At 65.8% G+C, this 16,548-nt stretch carries 17 protein-coding genes; 12 read left to right on the forward strand and 5 right to left on the reverse strand.

Annotation, left to right across the window (positions count from 1 at the left end; translation table 11 throughout):
- The 3 genes from Q7J58_RS14525 to aroQ form a co-directional block, all read left to right on the forward strand.
- The coding region (locus Q7J58_RS14525; protein WP_304829427.1) for a glutamate--tRNA ligase family protein at positions 1-1,204 on the forward strand (1,204 nt) is incomplete at its 5' end.
- A 27-nt stretch (positions 1,205-1,231) separates the two neighbouring features.
- Positions 1,232-2,128 carry a DMT family transporter gene (locus Q7J58_RS14530; protein ID WP_034111963.1) on the forward strand — a complete coding sequence of 299 codons (897 nt, stop codon included), beginning with the start codon at positions 1,232-1,234 and terminating at the stop codon, positions 2,126-2,128.
- Positions 2,125-2,592, forward strand: coding sequence for a type II 3-dehydroquinate dehydratase (aroQ, locus tag Q7J58_RS14535; protein ID WP_304829432.1), 468 nt, complete (start codon positions 2,125-2,127; stop codon positions 2,590-2,592). Before Q7J58_RS14530 ends, aroQ begins: the two co-directional genes overlap by 4 nt.
- A 28-nt stretch (positions 2,593-2,620) precedes the next feature.
- Here the strand turns inward: aroQ and aroC are convergent, their stop codons facing one another.
- Positions 2,621-3,721, reverse strand: a complete 1,101-nt coding sequence (gene aroC, locus Q7J58_RS14540; protein ID WP_304829435.1) for a chorismate synthase — start codon at positions 3,719-3,721, stop codon at positions 2,621-2,623.
- Between the two features lie 38 nt (positions 3,722-3,759).
- Entirely contained in the window at positions 3,760-4,221 is a 462-nt protein-coding gene (locus Q7J58_RS14545) for a CBS domain-containing protein (protein ID WP_304829438.1), read from the reverse strand.
- A 99-nt stretch (positions 4,222-4,320) separates the two neighbouring features.
- Here Q7J58_RS14545 and Q7J58_RS14550 point away from each other — a divergent pair, with 99 nt between their 5' ends.
- Both Q7J58_RS14550 and Q7J58_RS14555 read left to right on the forward strand, forming a co-directional pair.
- Entirely contained in the window at positions 4,321-5,622 is a 1,302-nt protein-coding gene (locus tag Q7J58_RS14550; protein WP_304829441.1) for an O-acetylhomoserine aminocarboxypropyltransferase, read from the forward strand.
- Between the two features lie 5 nt (positions 5,623-5,627).
- Positions 5,628-6,440, forward strand: a complete 813-nt coding sequence (locus Q7J58_RS14555) for an alpha/beta hydrolase (protein ID WP_304829444.1) — start codon at positions 5,628-5,630, stop codon at positions 6,438-6,440.
- Here Q7J58_RS14555 and Q7J58_RS14560 read toward each other — a convergent pair whose 3' ends face one another.
- A complete protein-coding gene (locus Q7J58_RS14560; RefSeq protein WP_304829447.1) occupies positions 6,441-7,670 on the reverse strand; it encodes a YihY family inner membrane protein in 1,230 nt (409 codons plus the stop codon).
- 63 nt (positions 7,671-7,733) lie between these two features.
- Between Q7J58_RS14560 and Q7J58_RS14565 the strand changes: the two genes are divergently transcribed.
- The 7 genes from Q7J58_RS14565 to xth all read left to right on the forward strand — a co-directional run bounded on the left by Q7J58_RS14565 (position 7,734) and on the right by xth (position 13,592).
- Positions 7,734-8,222 carry a DUF2069 domain-containing protein gene (locus Q7J58_RS14565; protein ID WP_304829450.1) on the forward strand — a complete coding sequence of 163 codons (489 nt, stop codon included), beginning with the start codon at positions 7,734-7,736 and terminating at the stop codon, positions 8,220-8,222.
- Positions 8,219-9,664: an FAD-binding oxidoreductase gene (locus Q7J58_RS14570; protein ID WP_304829452.1), complete on the forward strand. Its 1,446-nt coding sequence runs from the start codon at positions 8,219-8,221 to the stop codon at positions 9,662-9,664. Before Q7J58_RS14565 ends, Q7J58_RS14570 begins: the two co-directional genes overlap by 4 nt.
- A 35-nt stretch (positions 9,665-9,699) precedes the next feature.
- Complete coding sequence (locus Q7J58_RS14575; RefSeq protein WP_304829455.1) at positions 9,700-10,533, forward strand: thymidylate synthase; 834 nt, start codon at positions 9,700-9,702, stop codon at positions 10,531-10,533.
- Positions 10,534-10,665: 132 nt separating this feature from the next.
- Positions 10,666-11,553: a DMT family transporter gene (locus Q7J58_RS14580; protein WP_304829458.1), complete on the forward strand. Its 888-nt coding sequence runs from the start codon at positions 10,666-10,668 to the stop codon at positions 11,551-11,553.
- Between the two features lie 4 nt (positions 11,554-11,557).
- Positions 11,558-12,061, forward strand: a complete 504-nt coding sequence (locus tag Q7J58_RS14585) for a dihydrofolate reductase (RefSeq protein WP_304829461.1) — start codon at positions 11,558-11,560, stop codon at positions 12,059-12,061.
- A 177-nt stretch (positions 12,062-12,238) separates the two neighbouring features.
- Complete coding sequence (locus tag Q7J58_RS14590; RefSeq protein WP_304829464.1) at positions 12,239-12,754, forward strand: TIGR00645 family protein; 516 nt, start codon at positions 12,239-12,241, stop codon at positions 12,752-12,754.
- 73 nt (positions 12,755-12,827) lie between these two features.
- Positions 12,828-13,592 (forward strand): exodeoxyribonuclease III, encoded by a 765-nt coding sequence (gene xth, locus Q7J58_RS14595; protein WP_304829467.1) that lies wholly within the window; start codon positions 12,828-12,830, stop codon positions 13,590-13,592.
- A 99-nt stretch (positions 13,593-13,691) separates the two neighbouring features.
- Here the strand turns inward: xth and ntrC are convergent, their stop codons facing one another.
- Both ntrC and glnL read right to left on the reverse strand, forming a co-directional pair.
- The gene (gene ntrC / locus Q7J58_RS14600; protein ID WP_304829470.1) at positions 13,692-15,257 is read right to left on the reverse strand and encodes a nitrogen regulation protein NR(I); all 1,566 of its coding nucleotides are present in this window, start codon (positions 15,255-15,257) and stop codon (positions 13,692-13,694) included.
- A 44-nt stretch (positions 15,258-15,301) separates the two neighbouring features.
- On the reverse strand, positions 15,302-16,402 hold the full coding sequence (gene glnL, locus Q7J58_RS14605; protein ID WP_304829472.1) for a nitrogen regulation protein NR(II): 1,101 nt from the start codon (positions 16,400-16,402) through the stop codon (positions 15,302-15,304).
- Positions 16,403-16,548 lie beyond the last annotated feature (146 nt).

The raw sequence follows: 16,548 nt of genomic DNA on the forward strand, positions 1-16,548 counted from the left end.
CGCCAAGATCGACATGGCCAGCCCGAACCTGAACCTGCGCGACCCGGCGCTGTACCGCATCCGCCGCGCCACCCACCACCGCACGGGCGATGCCTGGTGCATCTACCCCATGTACACCTACGCGCACCCGATCGAAGACGCACTCGAGCAGATCACGCACAGCATCTGCACGCTCGAATTTGAAGACCAGCGCCCGTTTTACGATTGGCTGCTGGAGCGCCTGGCCGAAGGCGGCCTGCTGCAACACCCGCTGCCGCGCCAGTACGAGTTTGCGCGCCTCAACCTCACTTACGTGCTCACGAGCAAGCGCAAGCTGGCGCAACTGGTGAGCGAAGGCCGCGTCAGCGGTTGGGACGACCCGCGCCTGCCCACCCTGGCCGGGCTGCGCCGGCGCGGCTACACCCCGAGTGCGATCCGCCTCTTTGCCGAGCGCATCGGCGCCAGCAAGAGCGATTCCTGGATCGACTACGCCACGCTAGAGGGCTGCCTGCGCGAAGACCTGGAGCACAGCGCGCCGCGCGCCATGGCGGTGCTGGAGCCGCTCAAGCTGGTGCTGCTCAACTGGGACGAGATTTATGGCAACTCCGATGCCACCGAGGGCTGCACCTTGCCCGCGCTGCCGCACCCGCCCGAGGGGCTTGAGGTGCCGCCGCGCCAGTTTCTGCTCGGGCGCGAGCTCTGGATCGAGCGCGACGACTTTGCCGCCGTGCCGCCCAAGGGCTACAAGCGCCTCTACCCGCCGCAAGAGGCGGGCGGCACCGGCAACCGGGTGCGCCTCAAGGGTGCCTACGTGATCGAGTGCACCGGCTACCGCGCCGACGCCAGCGGCCAGATCACCGAGGTACACGCCGTGCTGCTGCCCGGCACCAAGAGCGGCAGCCCCGGTGCCGACAGCGTCAAGGCCAAGGCCGCCATCACCTGGGTAGCCGCCGCCGACGCCGTGCCCGCCGAGGTGCGCCTGTACGAGCGCCTGTTCAACAGCGCCCAGCCCGAGGCCGGCGGGGCCGACTTTCTGCAAGCCCTCAACCCTCACAGCCTGCAGACCGTGCAAGCCTGGCTCGAACCCACGCTAGCGCAGGCGCAGCCCGAGCAGCGCTTCCAGTTCGAGCGCCACGGCTACTTTGTGGCCGACCGGCACGATCACGGCCCGGCGCGGCTGGTGTTTAACCGCATCACCGCGCTCAAAGACTCCTGGGGCAAGTGAGGGGCGGCATCGGCGACAATCGACTCGATGCACCTGCCCCTCGCCGCCGAATTCCTGCTCCTGGCCGCCCTTTGGGGCTCTTCGTTTTTGTTCATGATGCTGGGCGCGGCCGAGTTTGGGCCTTGGGCCACCGCCGGCATGCGCGTGAGCGTGGCGGCGGCGGCGCTGCTGCCGCTGCTGCTGCTGGCCGGGCACTGGCGCGTGCTGCGCCAGCACGCCGGGGCAATTTTTGTTTCCGGGCTGCTGAGTTCGGCGCTGCCGTTTGCGCTCTTTGCCTGGGCGCTGCTGTCGATTTCGACCGGCTTGTCGGCGATATTGAACGCCACCACGCCGCTGTTTGGGGCCGTGGTGGCTTGGCTGTGGCTGCGCGAGCGCCTGCCCGCCGGGCGCGCACTGGGGCTGGCGGTGGGTTTTGGCGGGGTGCTGCTGCTCTCATGGCCCAAGGCCGATTTTGGCGGCGGCGGCACCGGCTGGGCGGTGCTGGCTTGCCTGGGTGCTACGCTGTGCTATGGGCTGGCGGCCAGCCACCACCGGCGCTACCTGAGCGAGGTGCCGCCGCTGGTGATCGCGGGCGGCAGCCAGGTGGCAGCGGCACTGACGCTGGCGCTGCCCATGGCCTGGTTCTGGCCGACGCAACCTCCCAGCGCATTGGCCTGGAGCGCGGTGGTGGCGGTGGGGCTGCTGTGCTCGGCGCTGGCCTATCTGCTGTTTTTTCGCCTGATCGCGCGCGCCGGGGCCAGCAAGGCGCTCACCGTGACCTTTTTAATTCCGATTTTTGCCCTCCTCTACGGCGCGCTGCTGCTGGATGAGGCGGTCACGCTGAGCATGGTCGTGGGCGGCGGCGTGATCCTGCTCGGGGTGCTGCTGGCCACGGGAGCCTTGCACTGGCCGAGGCAAAAAAACAGCGCACAATCCGGGCCATGAAAAAAATCCTGCTCCTCAACGGCCCCAATCTGAACCTGCTGGGCACGCGCGAGCCCGAGCTGTACGGGCACACCACGCTGGCCGACGTGGAGGCGGCGTTCCAGCACGCCGCAGCCAAACTGGGTTACGCCGCCGAATGCCTGCAGAGCAATTGGGAAGGCGCGCTGATCGACAAGCTGCACGAGTATGGCCGCTTGCAACGCGCTGGCCTGGCGCTGGGCTGCGTGTTCAACCCCGGCGCCTACACCCACACCTCGGTCGCGCTGCACGATGCGGTCAAGGGCGTGCCGCAGTTGCCGGTGATCGAGTGCCACATCTCGAACGTACACGCGCGCGAGCCGTTTCGGCAGCACTCCTACCTCTCGCCAGCAGCGGCCGGGATCGTGATCGGCTTTGGCGTGCTGGGCTACCAGATCGCGCTGGAGGCGCTGGTGCGCAAATACGGGGCAACTGACGGGGCCTGACGGGGCTTGCGGGGCTTAAACCCCGGCTTCAGTCCGGTGCCGCAGCCGCAATTGGTGCCTGTGGCAGCCGCACATCGCCGCACTGAGCGCGCTGGCGCAGGGCGTGGTCCATCAGCACCAGCGCCAGCAGCGCCTCGGCAATGGGCACCGCGCGCAGGCCCACGCAGGGGTCGTGGCGGCCTTTGGTAATCACCTCGGTGGCCTGGCCTTGCAGGTCGATCGAGGGGCGCGGCAGCAAGATCGAGCTGGTGGGCTTGATCGCCAGCGCCACTTCGATGTCTTGCCCGCTGCTGATGCCACCCAGCACGCCACCGGCCTTGTTGCCGACGAAGCCCGCGGGTGTGAGCGCGTCGCCATGCGTGCTGCCGAGGTCGGCCACACAGGCAAAACCGGCCCCGATCTCGACCCCCTTGACGGCGTTGAGGCCCATCATGGCGTAGGCGATATCGGCGTCGAGCTTGTCGTAGATCGGCTGGCCCAGACCGGCCGGCACCCCTTGTGCTGCCACGCGCAGCCGCGCGCCGCAGGAGTCGCCGCGCTTGCGCAGGTCGAGCAGATACTGCTCCAGCGCCGACACGTCTGCAACCGGGGCAAAAAACGGATTGCGCGCCACGTGCTCCCAGCCCTCGAAGGGGATTTCGAGCGCCCCGAGCGCCGTCAGGCAGCCCCGGAAAGCGATGCCGTGTTGCTGCTGCAACCATTTTCTGGCCACCGCCCCCGCCGCCACCGTGGGCGCGGTCAAGCGCGCCGAGGAACGCCCGCCGCCGCGCGGGTCGCGCAGACCGTATTTGCGCCAGTAGCTGTAGTCGGCGTGGCCGGGGCGAAAGGTCTGGACGATGTCGCCGTAGTCTTTGCTGCGCGGGTCGGTGTTGGGAATGAGCAGGGCGATCGGGGTGCCGGTGGTCTGGCCCTGATAGACGCCGCTGAGGATTTGCACCTGGTCGGGCTCTTTGCGCTGGGTCACGAAGGCGCTGCTGCCGGGGCGGCGCCGGTCCAGCTCGGGCTGGATGTCGGCCTCGCTCAAGGCCAGCCCGGGCGGGCAGCCGTCGATCACGCAGCCTATGGCCGGGCCGTGGGATTCACCAAAGTTGGTGACGCAAAACAGGGTGCCAAAGGTGTTGCCGCTCATGCGACCGGATTATCCCAGATCCCCTAGGTTTGGCACCCTCAGGCCTTGTCAGCCGACTGCGCCTCTTCCTCGGGCCAATCGCGGATGTAGGCTTTGAGCATTTTGTTCTCAAAGTTTTGCGCTTCCACCACTGCCTTGGCCACGTCGTAAAAGCTGATCACGCCCATGAGCATGCGATCGTCCATCACCGGCATGTAGCGGGTGTGCTTTTGCAGCATCAGCGGGCGCACCTGCTCCAAGTCGGTCTGGCTGGTGCAGCTCATGGGGTGGTCGTCCATCACGGCGCGCACGCTGCCGCTGCCGCAATTGCCGCTGTTTTGAGCCAAGGTGCGCAGCACCTCGCGAAAGGTCAGCATGCCGACCAGCTCGCCGTGCTCCATCACCGCCAGCGAGCCGATGTCGAGCTCGGCCATGGTCTGCACCGCCTGGCTCAAGGGCGCGTCGGGGGAGACGGTGTAGAGCGTGCCACCTTTGACACGCAAAATATCGCTGACTTTCATCGCTAAACTCCTGTAAGGGCCGCGCACGGCATAGGCTCAAATATAGCCCACAATGGCAGGGCTATCACACCACACAAACCCGACACCCAGGAGCACCCCATGAGCGGCTTTGCCGACCCCGGCTTCGACACCCTGGCGCTGCACGCTGGTGCCACCCCCGACCCCAGCACCGGGGCACGCGCGCTGCCGATCCACCTGAGCACCTCGTTCGTATTCGAGTCCTGCGACCACGCGGCAGCGCTGTTCAACCTGGAGCGCGCCGGGCACGTCTATAGCCGCATCAGCAACCCGACCAACGCGGTGCTGGAGCAGCGCGTAGCCGCGCTCGAAGGCGGCGTGGGCGCCATTGCCACCGCCAGCGGGCAGGCGGCGCTGCACCTGGCCGTGGCCACCCTGATGGGGGCCGGCGGGCACCTGGTGGCCTCCAGCGCGCTCTACGGCGGCAGCCACAACCTGCTGCAGCACACGCTGCGCCGCTTTGGCATCGAAACCACTTTCGTGGCCCCGGCCGACCTCGACGGCTGGCGCGCCGCTGTGCGCCCCAACACCCGGCTGTTGTTTGGTGAGACGCTGGGCAACCCGGGGCTGGATGTGCTGGATGTACCCGCCGTGGCGCAGATCGCGCACGAGGCCGGCCTGCCGCTGCTGCTCGACAGCACGCTCACCACCCCGTGGCTGATGCAGCCGCTGGCGCTGGGGGCCGATCTGGTGCTGCACTCGGCCACCAAGTTCCTCAGCGGCCACGGCACCGTGATCGGCGGCGTGCTGGTCGATGGCGGCAGCTTCGACTGGGAGCGCGCCGGGCGCCACCCGGAGCTGTGCGCGCCCTACGCCGGTTTTCACGACATGGTGTTTAGCGAGGAAGCCAGCGTGGGGGCCTTTTTGCTGCGTGCGCGCCGCGAGGGCCTGCGCGACTTTGGCGCCTGCCTGAGCCCGCACAGCGCCTGGCTGATTTTGCAAGGCATCGAAACCCTGCCGTTGCGCATGGCGCGCCACGTAGGCAACACCGAACAAGTGGTGCAATTTTTGGCGTGTCACCCCTTTGTGGGCCGGGTGGGGCACCCGCTGCTGGAGTCGCACCCCAGCCACGCGCTGGCGCAGCGGCTGCTGCCGCGCGGGGCCGGCAGCGTGTTCAGCTTCGACCTCAAGGGCAGCCGCGCCCAAGGCCGCGCCTTCATTGAGGCGCTGCAGATTTTTAGCCACCTAGCCAATGTGGGCGACTGCCGCAGCCTCGTCATCCACCCGGCCAGCACCACGCACTTTCGCTTGAACGACGCCGAACTGGCGGCGGCCGGCATCGGGCCCGGCACGATCCGGCTCTCGATCGGCCTAGAAGACCCGGCCGACCTGATCGACGACCTCAAGCGCGCCCTGAAAGCAGCCGAAAAAGCCGGAGCCTAAAGATCATGCGCATAGCCCTGCCCGACGGCCCCCTGTACGCCTACACCGGCGGCCGCCCCTTCGACCCGGCGCGCCCCACGGTGCTGTTCATCCACGGTGTGCTCAACGACCACAGCGTCTGGATTTTGCAAAGCCGCTACCTGGCGCACCACGGCTACAACGTGCTGGCCATCGACCTGCCCGGCCACGGCCGCAGCGGCGGCGCGGCCCCGGAAAGCGTGCAGCAAGCCGCCGCCAGCTTGCTCGCGCTGCTCGATGCGCTGGGCGTCGAGCGCGCGGCGCTGGTCGGCCACAGCTGGGGCTCGCTGATTGCCCTGCAAGCCAGCGCCGAAGCGCCAGAGCGCGTGCACCACCTGGCGCTGGTGGGCAGCGCCTACCCGATGCGCGTCGCGCCCGCCCTGCTGCAACTGGCCACCGATGAGCCGCTGCAAGCCATCGAGCGCATCAACCAATACAGCCACTCCAGCCTGGCCAGCGGTCCTTCGGTGCTTGGCCCTGGCACCTGGCTGCGCGGCAGCGCGCGCGCCCTGATGCGCCAAGTGCTGGCCAGCAACGCGCAAGTCAATCTGTTGCACCAAGGCTTCACGGCCTGCGACCGCTACGACCAGGGCTTGCAGGCCATGCAGCAACTGAGCATCCCGGTGCTGTTCGTGTTGGGCAACCTAGACCAGATGACGCCGCCCAAGGCGGCGCAAAGCCTGGTCGATGCCGCCCCGCCCGGCAGCCGCGTGCTGCGCCTGCAGGCGGGCCACGCCCTGATGAGCGAAGCGCCAGACGCGGTGCTGCAGGGCTTGCGCGGGTATTTGGCGCAAGCCTGATCAGAGAATAGGGGGCGGCAGCAGATCGGCCAGCCGCGCCTCGCTCCAGTGGCTGCGCTGCCACAGCGCCAGCGTGCCGGGCTCGACCGGCAGCAGCAGGCTTTGCAGCAGCGGCGAAGCGGCGGTCTGCGCCGGGTCCACCAGCAGCACGAAACGCTCGCCGCCTTCGTCGAGCCGCCCGACCCAGTCTAGCGCCTGCAGCGCCTCCAGCGGGGCTTCGAGTTGCAGCGCATCCACACGCAGCCGCGCCGCCAGCGCCGCCAGCGCCAGCCCGCGGCCACCGGCCATGCGCTCGAGCTGCAACTGCGCCAGCGCCTCCAGCGCCAGTTGCATGCGCCAGCCGGGTGTGTCGCCGCGCCGCGCTACCCCGGCCAGCAAACTGGGCAGATAGGCCGCCACCACCGCGCCCAGCAACACGATCGACCACACCAGATAGACCCAGAACAGCAAAATGGGCAGCGTGGCCAGCGTGCCGTAGAGCAGCGAGAGCGTGGGCATGGCCACCAGATACCAGGCCAGCAGCCTCTTGACCAGCTCCACCCCAAAAGCCGCAAACAGGCCCCCGGCCAGCGCATGGCTCCAGCGCACGCTGGCATTGGGCACGTAGCGAAACATGGCCCCGATGGCGAGCACGATGACCCCAAACTCCAGCCCCTCCAGCAGCGTGAACATCAGCCCGTGCATACCCACCACCCAGCCCTGCGAAACCGAGAGCGCGTAAGAGGTGAGGCTCAGGCTCAGGCCGATGAGCAGAGGCACCAGCGTGAGCAGGCTCCAGTAGATCAGCAGCCGCTGCATGAAGGAGCGCATGCGGCGCACGCGCCAGATTTCGTTGAGCTTGAGGTCGATCGACCAGACCATCACCAGCACCGTGATCAGCAGACCGATGGCTCCGACCCCGCCCATCTGCGCCGCGTGCGCCGAAAACTGCGACAGATAATGCGCCATCGGCTCGGCGATGTGGGGCGGAATCAGACCGCTGAGCAGCCACTCGCGCACCTGCAACTCGATGCGCGCAAAGGCCGGAAACAGGCTGAACACCGCCAGCGCCACGGTGATGAAGGGCACCAAGGCAAAGGCGGTGGTGAACGAGAGGCTGGCGGCGGCGTTGCTGAGGTCGTCGGCGCGAAAGCGCTCGCGCAGCGTCTGCACCGTGGTGCGCCACGGAAAATGCAGCAGCCCATCCCACAGGGTCTGGGCTGGTCGGCGCAAGATATTGGCCGCGCCCATGGCCCAAGTTGATAATTTGGATGCCTGCATCCGGCTATCATGCCACGGTCTTTGCCCCCATCCATGAACCACCCGACATCCACCGATTACGCAGGCAGCGCCGACCATTTGGCGCTCACTTCCACCCCACCCAGCGCCGCGGCCAAGCGCACCCGATTCATCGCGGTGGCCAGCGTGCTGGGCTTGATCGTGCTCGGCCTAGCCTGGGAGCTGTGGCTGGCGCCGCTGCGCGAAGGCGGCTCGTGGTGGGCGCTCAAGGTGCTGCCGCTGCTGCTGCCACTGCCAGGCCTACTGCGTTTGCGCATGTACACCTATCGCTGGGTGAGTCTGCTGGTGTGGCTATACGTGCTCGAGGGCGTGATGCGCGCCACCACCGAAACCGGCTGGTCGCAGGCACTGGCTGCGCTGCAGGTGCTGCTGTGCGTGGCCCTGTTCACGGCCTGCGCCATGCACATCAAGCTGCGGCTGCAAGCGGCCAAGGCGCTGCGCGAGGTGGCGGCGGCGCAAGCTGCGGCTGGGGCTGCTGGCTCTGGCGGCCGGTCTGCGCCATGAGCCGCACCCCCGACCCCTTGCTCGACGCCCTGCGCGCCTGCGTCGGCGCGCCCTATGTGCTGGCGCCCGATGCCCCGGGGGCCGAACTCGAACCCTTCGAGCGCGACTGGCGCGGCCGCGAGCGCGGCCGTGCGCGCGCCGTGGTGCGCCCCGGCAGCACGGAGCAAGTGGCGGCCGTGGTGCGAGCCTGCGCCGCCGCCGGGGCCGCCATCGTGCCCCAGGGCGGCAACACCGGGCTGGTGCTGGGCGGCGTACCCGACCCCAGCGGCACCGAGGTGCTGCTGTGCACCCGGCGCCTGAACCGCATCCGCGCGCTCGATGCCGCCAACCTCACGCTCACGCTCGAAGCCGGCTGCGTGCTGCAAACGGCGCAGCAAGCCGCTGCCGACGCCGGCCTGTGGCTGCCGCTGAGCCTGGCCTCGGAAGGCAGTTGCACCATCGGCGGCAACCTGGCCACCAACGCTGGCGGCACCCAGGTGGTGCGTTACGGCAACACCCGCGACCTCTGCCTGGGGCTGGAGGTGGTGACCGCACAAGGTGAGATCTGGAACGGGCTCAGCGGTCTGCGCAAGGACAACACCGGCTACGACCTGCGCAACCTGTTCATTGGCAGCGAGGGCACACTGGGCATCATCACGGCGGCCACGATGAAGCTCTATCCCCTGCCCGCCGCCCAGCTGACCGCCTGGGCCGCCGTGCCCACGCTGGAGGCCGCCGTGGCGCTGCTGGGGCTGGCACACCGCCACCTGGGTGCCGGGCTCACCGGCTTTGAGGTGATGGGCCAGTTTGCGCTCAGCCTGGTGGACCGCCATTTCAAGCAACTGCGGGTACCGCTGTGGGACAGCACGCCCTACTGCGTGCTGCTGGAAAACAGCGACAGCGAGTCTGAAGCACACGCCCGTGCGCAGTTTGAACGTCTGCTGGAAGAAGCGCTGGAGCAAGGCGTGGTGAGCGATGCCGTGGTGGCCGAAAGCCTGGCCCAGGCGCAGCAGCTCTGGCACATCCGCGAAAGCATTTCCCTGGCGCAGTCCGAAGAAGGCCTGAACATCAAACACGACATCAGCATCCCGGTGTCGAGCATTCCGGTTTTTTGCACCGAAACCGACGCCCTGCTGCAACGTGAAATACCGGGTGTGCGGCTGGTCAACTTCGGCCATCTGGGCGATGGCAACCTGCACTACAACGTGCAGGCGCCCGACACCGGCGTGTACGCAGGCAACCCCCAGGCTTTTCTGCGCGAGCAGGAAGACCGGGTGAACACGCTGGTGTTCGACCAGGTGAAGCGTTTTGAAGGCTCCATCAGCGCCGAACACGGCGTGGGCAGCCTCAAGGCCGACAAGTTGCCGCACTACAAAGATCCGGTGGCGCTGGCGCTGATGCACCGGCTCAAACAGGCGCTGGACCCGCAGAACCTGATGAACCCGGGACGGGTGCTGACCTAGACCACATCCTGCCAACCCATCCTCTCCGCATTCCTATGAGCATCCGACCCATCCGTACCCAATACGAAGACTTCATGCGCCATGTGTTCACCCAGGGCGTGAACAAAGGCGACCGCACAGGCACTGGCACCCAGAGTGTGTTCGGCCATCAGATGCGCTTTGACCTCAACGAAGGCTTTCCACTGGTGACCACCAAAAAGGTGTTCCTAAAGGCCATCATCGTCGAGCTGCTGTGGTTTCTGCGCGGCGACAACAACGTGAAATGGCTGCAAGAGCGCGGCTGCACCATCTGGGACGAATGGGCGCGCACCGACGGCAGCCTGGGCCCGGTGTACGGCGTGCAGTGGCGCAGCTGGCCCACGCCCGGCGGTGGCCACATCGACCAGATCGCCGACGCCATCCACACGCTAAAAACCAACCCCGACAGCCGCCGCATCATCGTCAGCGCCTGGAACGTGGCCGAGCTGGACCAGATGGCATTGATGCCATGCCACGCGCTTTTCCAGTTCTACGTGGCGCCACCGCAGGCGCCGGGCGAGCGCGGAAAACTCAGCTGCCAGCTGTACCAACGCAGCGCCGACATTTTCCTGGGCGTTCCATTCAACATCGCCAGCTACGCGCTGCTCACCCACATGGTGGCGCAGCAGTGCGACCTGGATGTGGGCGATTTCATCTGGACCGGTGGCGATTGCCACCTCTACAGCAATCACCACGAGCAGGTGGCCCTGCAACTGAGCCGACAGCCTTTTGCCTACCCCACGCTCAACATCAAGCGCCGCCCCGATTCCATCTTCGACTACCAGGTTGAAGACTTTGAGGTGCTGGGCTACGAGTGCCACCCGGCCATCAAGGCACCCGTTGCGGTTTAATTTCCTGGTGTTTTGCACCCATCCGCAACGCATGAAGTTTCGCCATCCAGAGGCACCGCCGGGCTGGCTTTGCCAGACGGCCAGTGCCGCCCCCTGGGGGGTGACGCGAAGCGGCGCGGGGGGATCACTTTCATGATCTCCCGCCGCCAACTCTGGGCACTGCTCGCCCTCACGCTCATGTGGGGCGTCAACTGGCCCATGATGAAGCTGTCGTTGCAGCAACTCAGCCCGCTGTATTTCCGCGCCAGCACCATGCTGCTGGGCGCGGCCTGGCTGTTTGTGTACGTGGCAGCCAAGGGCGAGCGCATGTGGCCAGTGGGCCGTGAATGGCGAACCATTGCCTGGCTGGGCTTGCCCAATGTGCTGGGCTGGCACACGCTGTCCATCTTCGGCGTGCAAGAACTGGCCTCGGGCCGGGCCGCCATTTTGGGCTTCACCATGCCCATCTTCACCGTGCTGCTGGGCGCGGCCTTCTTTGGCGAGCGCATCACACCCCGCGTGCGGTTGGCCGTGATCAGTGTCAGCGTGGCCATTGCGCTGCTGCTGTGGCACGAACTGCTCAGCCTGACCGGGCGACCCGCTGGCATTGCCTGGATGCTGGGTGCTGCCGTGTCGTGGGCGCTGGGCACGCTGCTGTTTCGCCGCGCCCACCTCACGCTCTCGCCGCTGGTGGTCACGGTGTGGATGCTGCTGCTGGGCAGCGCGGTGGTGTGGGTGCTGGCCTTGTCGCTGGAGCCCCTGCCCCAGCCCACCCGCTTTTCGCTGCCCATGTGGCTGAGCCTGGCATATGGTGTGGTCATCAACTACGGCTTCGCCCAACTCATCTGGTTCGGCATGGCGCGCAACCTGCCGCCCGCCACCAGCGCCATGAGCGTGATGGCGATACCGCTGGTGGGCACGCTGAGCGCCACCCTGATCGTGGGCGAGGTGCCGCACTGGCAAGACTGGCTGGCCATGGGCTTTGTGATGGTGGCGATTGCCAGCGTGCTGCTGCCACCCCGAAACCGGGCGGCACAATAAGCCCATGACCACCGAAGCCCCCCGCCTGCACCTCATTTATGCCCGCGCCGCCAACGGCGTGATTGGCAAAAACAACACCCTGCCCTGGCACCTGCCCGAAGACATGGCCCACTTCAAGCGCACCACGCTGGGTTGCCCGGTCATCATGGGTCGCCAAACCTGGGATTCATTGCCGCCCAAATTTCGCCCCTTGCCGGGTCGCCTGAACATCGTGGTGTCTCGCAACCCGGCCTGGCATGCCTTCGGGGCGTCGGTGGCCCACTCGCTGCCCGAGGCACTGGCACTGTGCCCACCCAGCAGCGACGCCTGGGTCATCGGCGGCGCGCAAATCTATGCCCAAGCCTTGCCCTTGGCCAGCAGTGTGGTCGTCACCGAAATCGCCCAAGACTTTGAGGGCGATGCGTTCGCCCCCACGCTTGATGCGGCTTGGCAGGTGCAAACCCGAGAAGCACATGTCGCAGCCAACGGCCTGCCCTTTGCTTTTGTGACCTACACCCGACACAGCTGACAACCCAAGCCCGCATAACGCGCAGCACGCCCCGGCATGGAGCGACCCGGGGCCGTCTTCCGCTATCCTTCTACGAAAAACCTCAAGAGCCTGAGGGACTTGCAGTCAATGACTGACAGTCTCCTGGGCACTTTTCACCCCCGTTCGACCCTTTTTGCTTTTTTGCCCCTTTTCACCATGACCAAAACGCCCAACAAAATCGAGCTCACCTTAGAGAAGTTCATCTTCTCCAGCCGCTGGCTGCTGGTGCCGTTTTTCCTAGGCCTCATCGTCGGCATGGCGGTGCTGCTGATCAAGTTTGTGAAAGAGATGGTGTTGCTGATCCAAGGCGTGCTGGGCTTCATTGAGCACGACACCGTCATCTCCATCCTCACACTGGTAGACACGGCGCTGATTGCGGTGCTGCTGCTCATCATCGTGTTCAGCGCCTATGAAAACTTCGTCTCCAAACTCAGCATTGGTGACCACGAAGACCAACCCGCCTGGATGGGCAAGGTGGGGTTTTCTGATCTGAAAATGAAGCTGATTGGGGCTATCGTGGCGATTTCAGCCGTCGAACTGCTCAAGGCCTTTTTGGTCAGCACCACGCTCACCAGCGAGCAACTGAAGTGGAAGATAACCATCCATTTGACCTTTGTGGTCTCTGGCCTGCTGTTTGCCCTGGCCGACTGGATCAGCGAGCAGCGCAAGTAAACCAAAGTCAGCGCCGGTCAGCGCGCCCAAAAGCTTCAAATACACCTCCTCTCTTCAAGCACCGAGCGACTTTATGCAACTGGCCACCTGGAACATCAACTCGCTCACCGTGCGCCTGCCCCAGGTACTCGACTGGCTCTCAGCCCACCCGGTAGACGTGCTCGCCCTGCAGGAGCTCAAGCTCACCGACGACAAATTTCCCCTGCAGGCCTTCGCCGATGCAGGCTACCAGGCGCAATGGTTCGGCCAGAAAACCTACAACGGGGTGGCGCTGATCAGCAAACAACCGGCGCAAGACGTGATCAAAAACATTCCCGGTTTTGCGGACGCCCAATCGCGCGTGCTGTGCGCCACCTTTGACGGCGTGCGCGTGATCGGCGCCTATTTTCCCAACGGCCAAGAACCGGGCAGCGACAAATTCGCCTACAAGATGCACTGGCTCGAAGCCCTGCGCGAGTGGGTGCGCGCCGAGATGGCTGCCCACCCGCAACTGGTGCTGATGGGCGACTACAACATCACCTTCGACGACGCCGACGTGTGGGACCCCGACGGCATGCGCGAAACCATTCACTGCACCACCGAAGAACGCACGCACCTGCAAGCCCTCATTGGCCTGGGCCTGACCGACGCGGTGCGCCTGTTTCCACAGCCCGAGAAAAACTACAGCTGGTGGGATTACCGCGAATTCGCGTTTCGGCGCAACCGCGGCATGCGGATCGACCACATCCTGATCAGCGAAGCGCTCAAAACACGCGCCTCTGCCTGTGCCGTGGACAAGCTGCCCCGCAAAAACGAGCGCCCCAGCGACCACGCGCCGGTGGTGCTGACGCTGGACTGAAGGGGAGCAGACCGGGAACGCGACGGAACCGGCTTTGCCGGGCCGCACCGCGTTGCCCCTTTGGGAGTCGCGCGCAACGCGCGGCGGGGGTGGGAAAGATCACTCCAGGTTCAGCTCTTGAATCTTGCGGGTGATGGTGTTGCGGCCAATGCCCAATTTTTGGGCGGCCTCAATGCGGCGCCCACGGGTGTTGACCAGCGCGGTCTGGATCAACCGGGTTTCAAATCGGCGGGTCAACACATCCCACACATCGGTGCGCCCCTCCTCCAGCAAGGCCAAGGCCTCGGCCTGCAGGCCCGACTCCCAGGCCGGCGAAACACCCAACGGAGCAAGCGCCACCAGCGCAGCGGCAGGCATGGCCGGTTCGTCTGGCAGCAGCGGTGCCAAAGCGGGCACCGCTGCTGGCGCAAACGCTGGCGGTGCAGCCTCTGCCAGCACAGGTGCAGCCGGTGCCACTGGCAACGGATCCGCTGGGCTGGCCGGTGCCGCAGCCACGTGCGATACAGCCAACACCTCTGGGGGCAGGTCTTTGAGCTCAATCACCTGCGCGGGCGCCATCACGGTGAGCCAGTGGCACACGTTTTCCAGCTGGCGCACGTTGCCCGGGAAATCGAACGTGCCGAGCAAGCGCAGCGCTGCTTCAGAAATGCGCTTGGGCTCCACGCCGAGTTGCTTGGCGCTTTGCTGCAGGAAAAAGCGCGTGAGCATGGGAATGTCTTCGCGCCGCTCGCGCAGCGCGGGCAGGCGCAGGCGAATCACGTTGAGGCGGTGAAACAAGTCCTCGCGAAACACACCCTCTTTGACGCGCTGCTCCAGGTTTTGGTGGGTGGCAGCAATCACCCGCACCTGGGCCTTGACGGCGCTGTGTCCACCCACGCGGTAGAAGTGCCCGTCGGACAGCACACGCAGCAGCCGTGTCTGCAGGTCAAACGGCATGTCGCCAATTTCGTCCAGAAACAAGGTGCCACCGTCGGCCTGCTCAAAACGGCCCCGGCGCATGGTCTGGGCGCCGGTGAACGCACCCCGCTCATGGCCAAACAGCTCCGACTCCAGCAGGTCCTTCGGAATGGCGGCGGTGTTGATGGCCACGAAAGGCCCGGCTGCGCGCGGCGAATGCTTGTGCAACGCCCGCGCCACCAGCTCTTTGCCCGAACCCGACTCGCCCGTGATGAGCACCGTGACCTGGCTCTGGCTGAGCCTGCCAATGGCACGAAACACGTCCTGCATGGCGGGCGCCTGGCCCAGCATTTCGGGGGCTGCGCTCATGCGCTCTTCGGCCACTTCCTCGCGCTGGCTTTCTTCCACCGCACGGCGGATCAGCTCCACCGCCTTGGGCAGGTCAAACGGCTTGGGCAGGTATTCAAACGCGCCGCCCTGGAAGGCCGACACGGCGCTGTCCAGGTCGGAAAACGCGGTCATGATGATGACCGGCAGACCGGGCAGTTTTTCTTTGACCTTTTCCAGCAAGTCCAGGCCCGAGCCTCCGGGCATGCGGATGTCGCTCACCAGAATCTGAGGTCCTTCATGCTCGGGGGTATCGGCCAGTGCGGTCAGCACATCTTGCGGGTTGGTGAAACTGCGGGTGGGCAGGTTTTCGCGCAGCAGGGCCTTTTCCAGCACGAAGCGTATCGATTGGTCGTCGTCCACTATCCAGATCGGCTTCATGTCTATGTCTTTCCTTCGTCAAGCGAGGCGTGTGGTGATCGGTTTCAAGGCAACGGAATCAACAATTTGAAATCCGTGTGGCCGGGGACGCTCTCACACTCGATCAGACCATGGTGCTGCTGGACAAAGGTTTGCGCCAACGTGAGCCCCAGGCCCGAACCGCCGTCGCGACCCGACACCAGCGGGTAAAAAATACGGTCCTTGATCGAGTCTGGAACACCAGGCCCGTTGTCGATCACATGCAATTCCAGTGCCAGCCGGTAGCGCTGCTTACCAAACGTCACTTGTCGGCCCACACGGGTCCTGAAAATGATCTGTCCTTCGCCCGCTGCGATCCTGGCCGACAGGGCCTGTGCCGCGTTGTGCGCGATGTTCAGCACCGCCTGAATGAGTTGCTCACGGTCGCCCCGGAACTCGGGAATCGAGGTGTCGTAATCGCGCACCACACCAAGCCCCTTGGGGAATTCAGCCAGGATGAGCGAGCGCACCCGTTCGCACACTTCGTGGATGTTGACATCACCCACCACGTGCGGGCGCCGGTGCGGTGCCAGCAAGCGGTCCACCAGCGACTGCAGCCGATCGGCCTCGTGGATGATGACCTGCGTGTATTCGATCAACTCCTTGGACTCCAGCTCCATCTGCAGCAATTGCGCAGCACCTCGAATGCCACCCAGCGGGTTTTTGATCTCGTGCGCCAGGTTGCGGATCAGCTCCTTGTTGGCCTGCGCCTGGTCGATCAGCCGCTCCTCGCGGTCCTGCTTGGCCTGCTGCTCGAGCGGCAGCAACTCGACAATGGCCTCGCCGGGGGTGTCGGTTTGCGCCACCACCACATGGACCGGCATCGGCTCGCGGTTCAGCGGCTTGAGCCAGGCGTCATAACGCAGCGCCGCAAACTCATTGCTGCCCGCACCTTCCAGCGCGTTGTGCAGGATCATGGGCTCGGTGAAACAGTCGGGTAACTGGGAGCCCTCGATGGTCCGGCGCGAGGTGCCCAGCGCGTCTTCCAGCGCGGCATTGGCAAACACCACCACACCGTCGGTGCGAACCACGGCCACCAGCGTGGCCAGCAAGTCAAAGGCCTGGAAGCGCGGAAACGCCAGTGAGGCGGCGGTGAGGGAGAGATTGGGCTTTTTCAAGCCTGCCATTTTGACCCAGAAGCGCCGGCCGCGAGCTTACTGTCTGGCAGTGGGTCCCGGAAGGCGGCCGATTTCACGCTTGAGACCGGCAATGTCGCTTTCGTGGCGCGCGATGCTTTCCTTCATCTCGGCCACACGGTCCAGGTAGCGCTGGT

The sequence above is a fragment of the Hydrogenophaga sp. genome (assembly GCF_030656115.1).
GTDB lineage: Bacteria > Pseudomonadota > Gammaproteobacteria > Burkholderiales > Burkholderiaceae_C > Hydrogenophaga.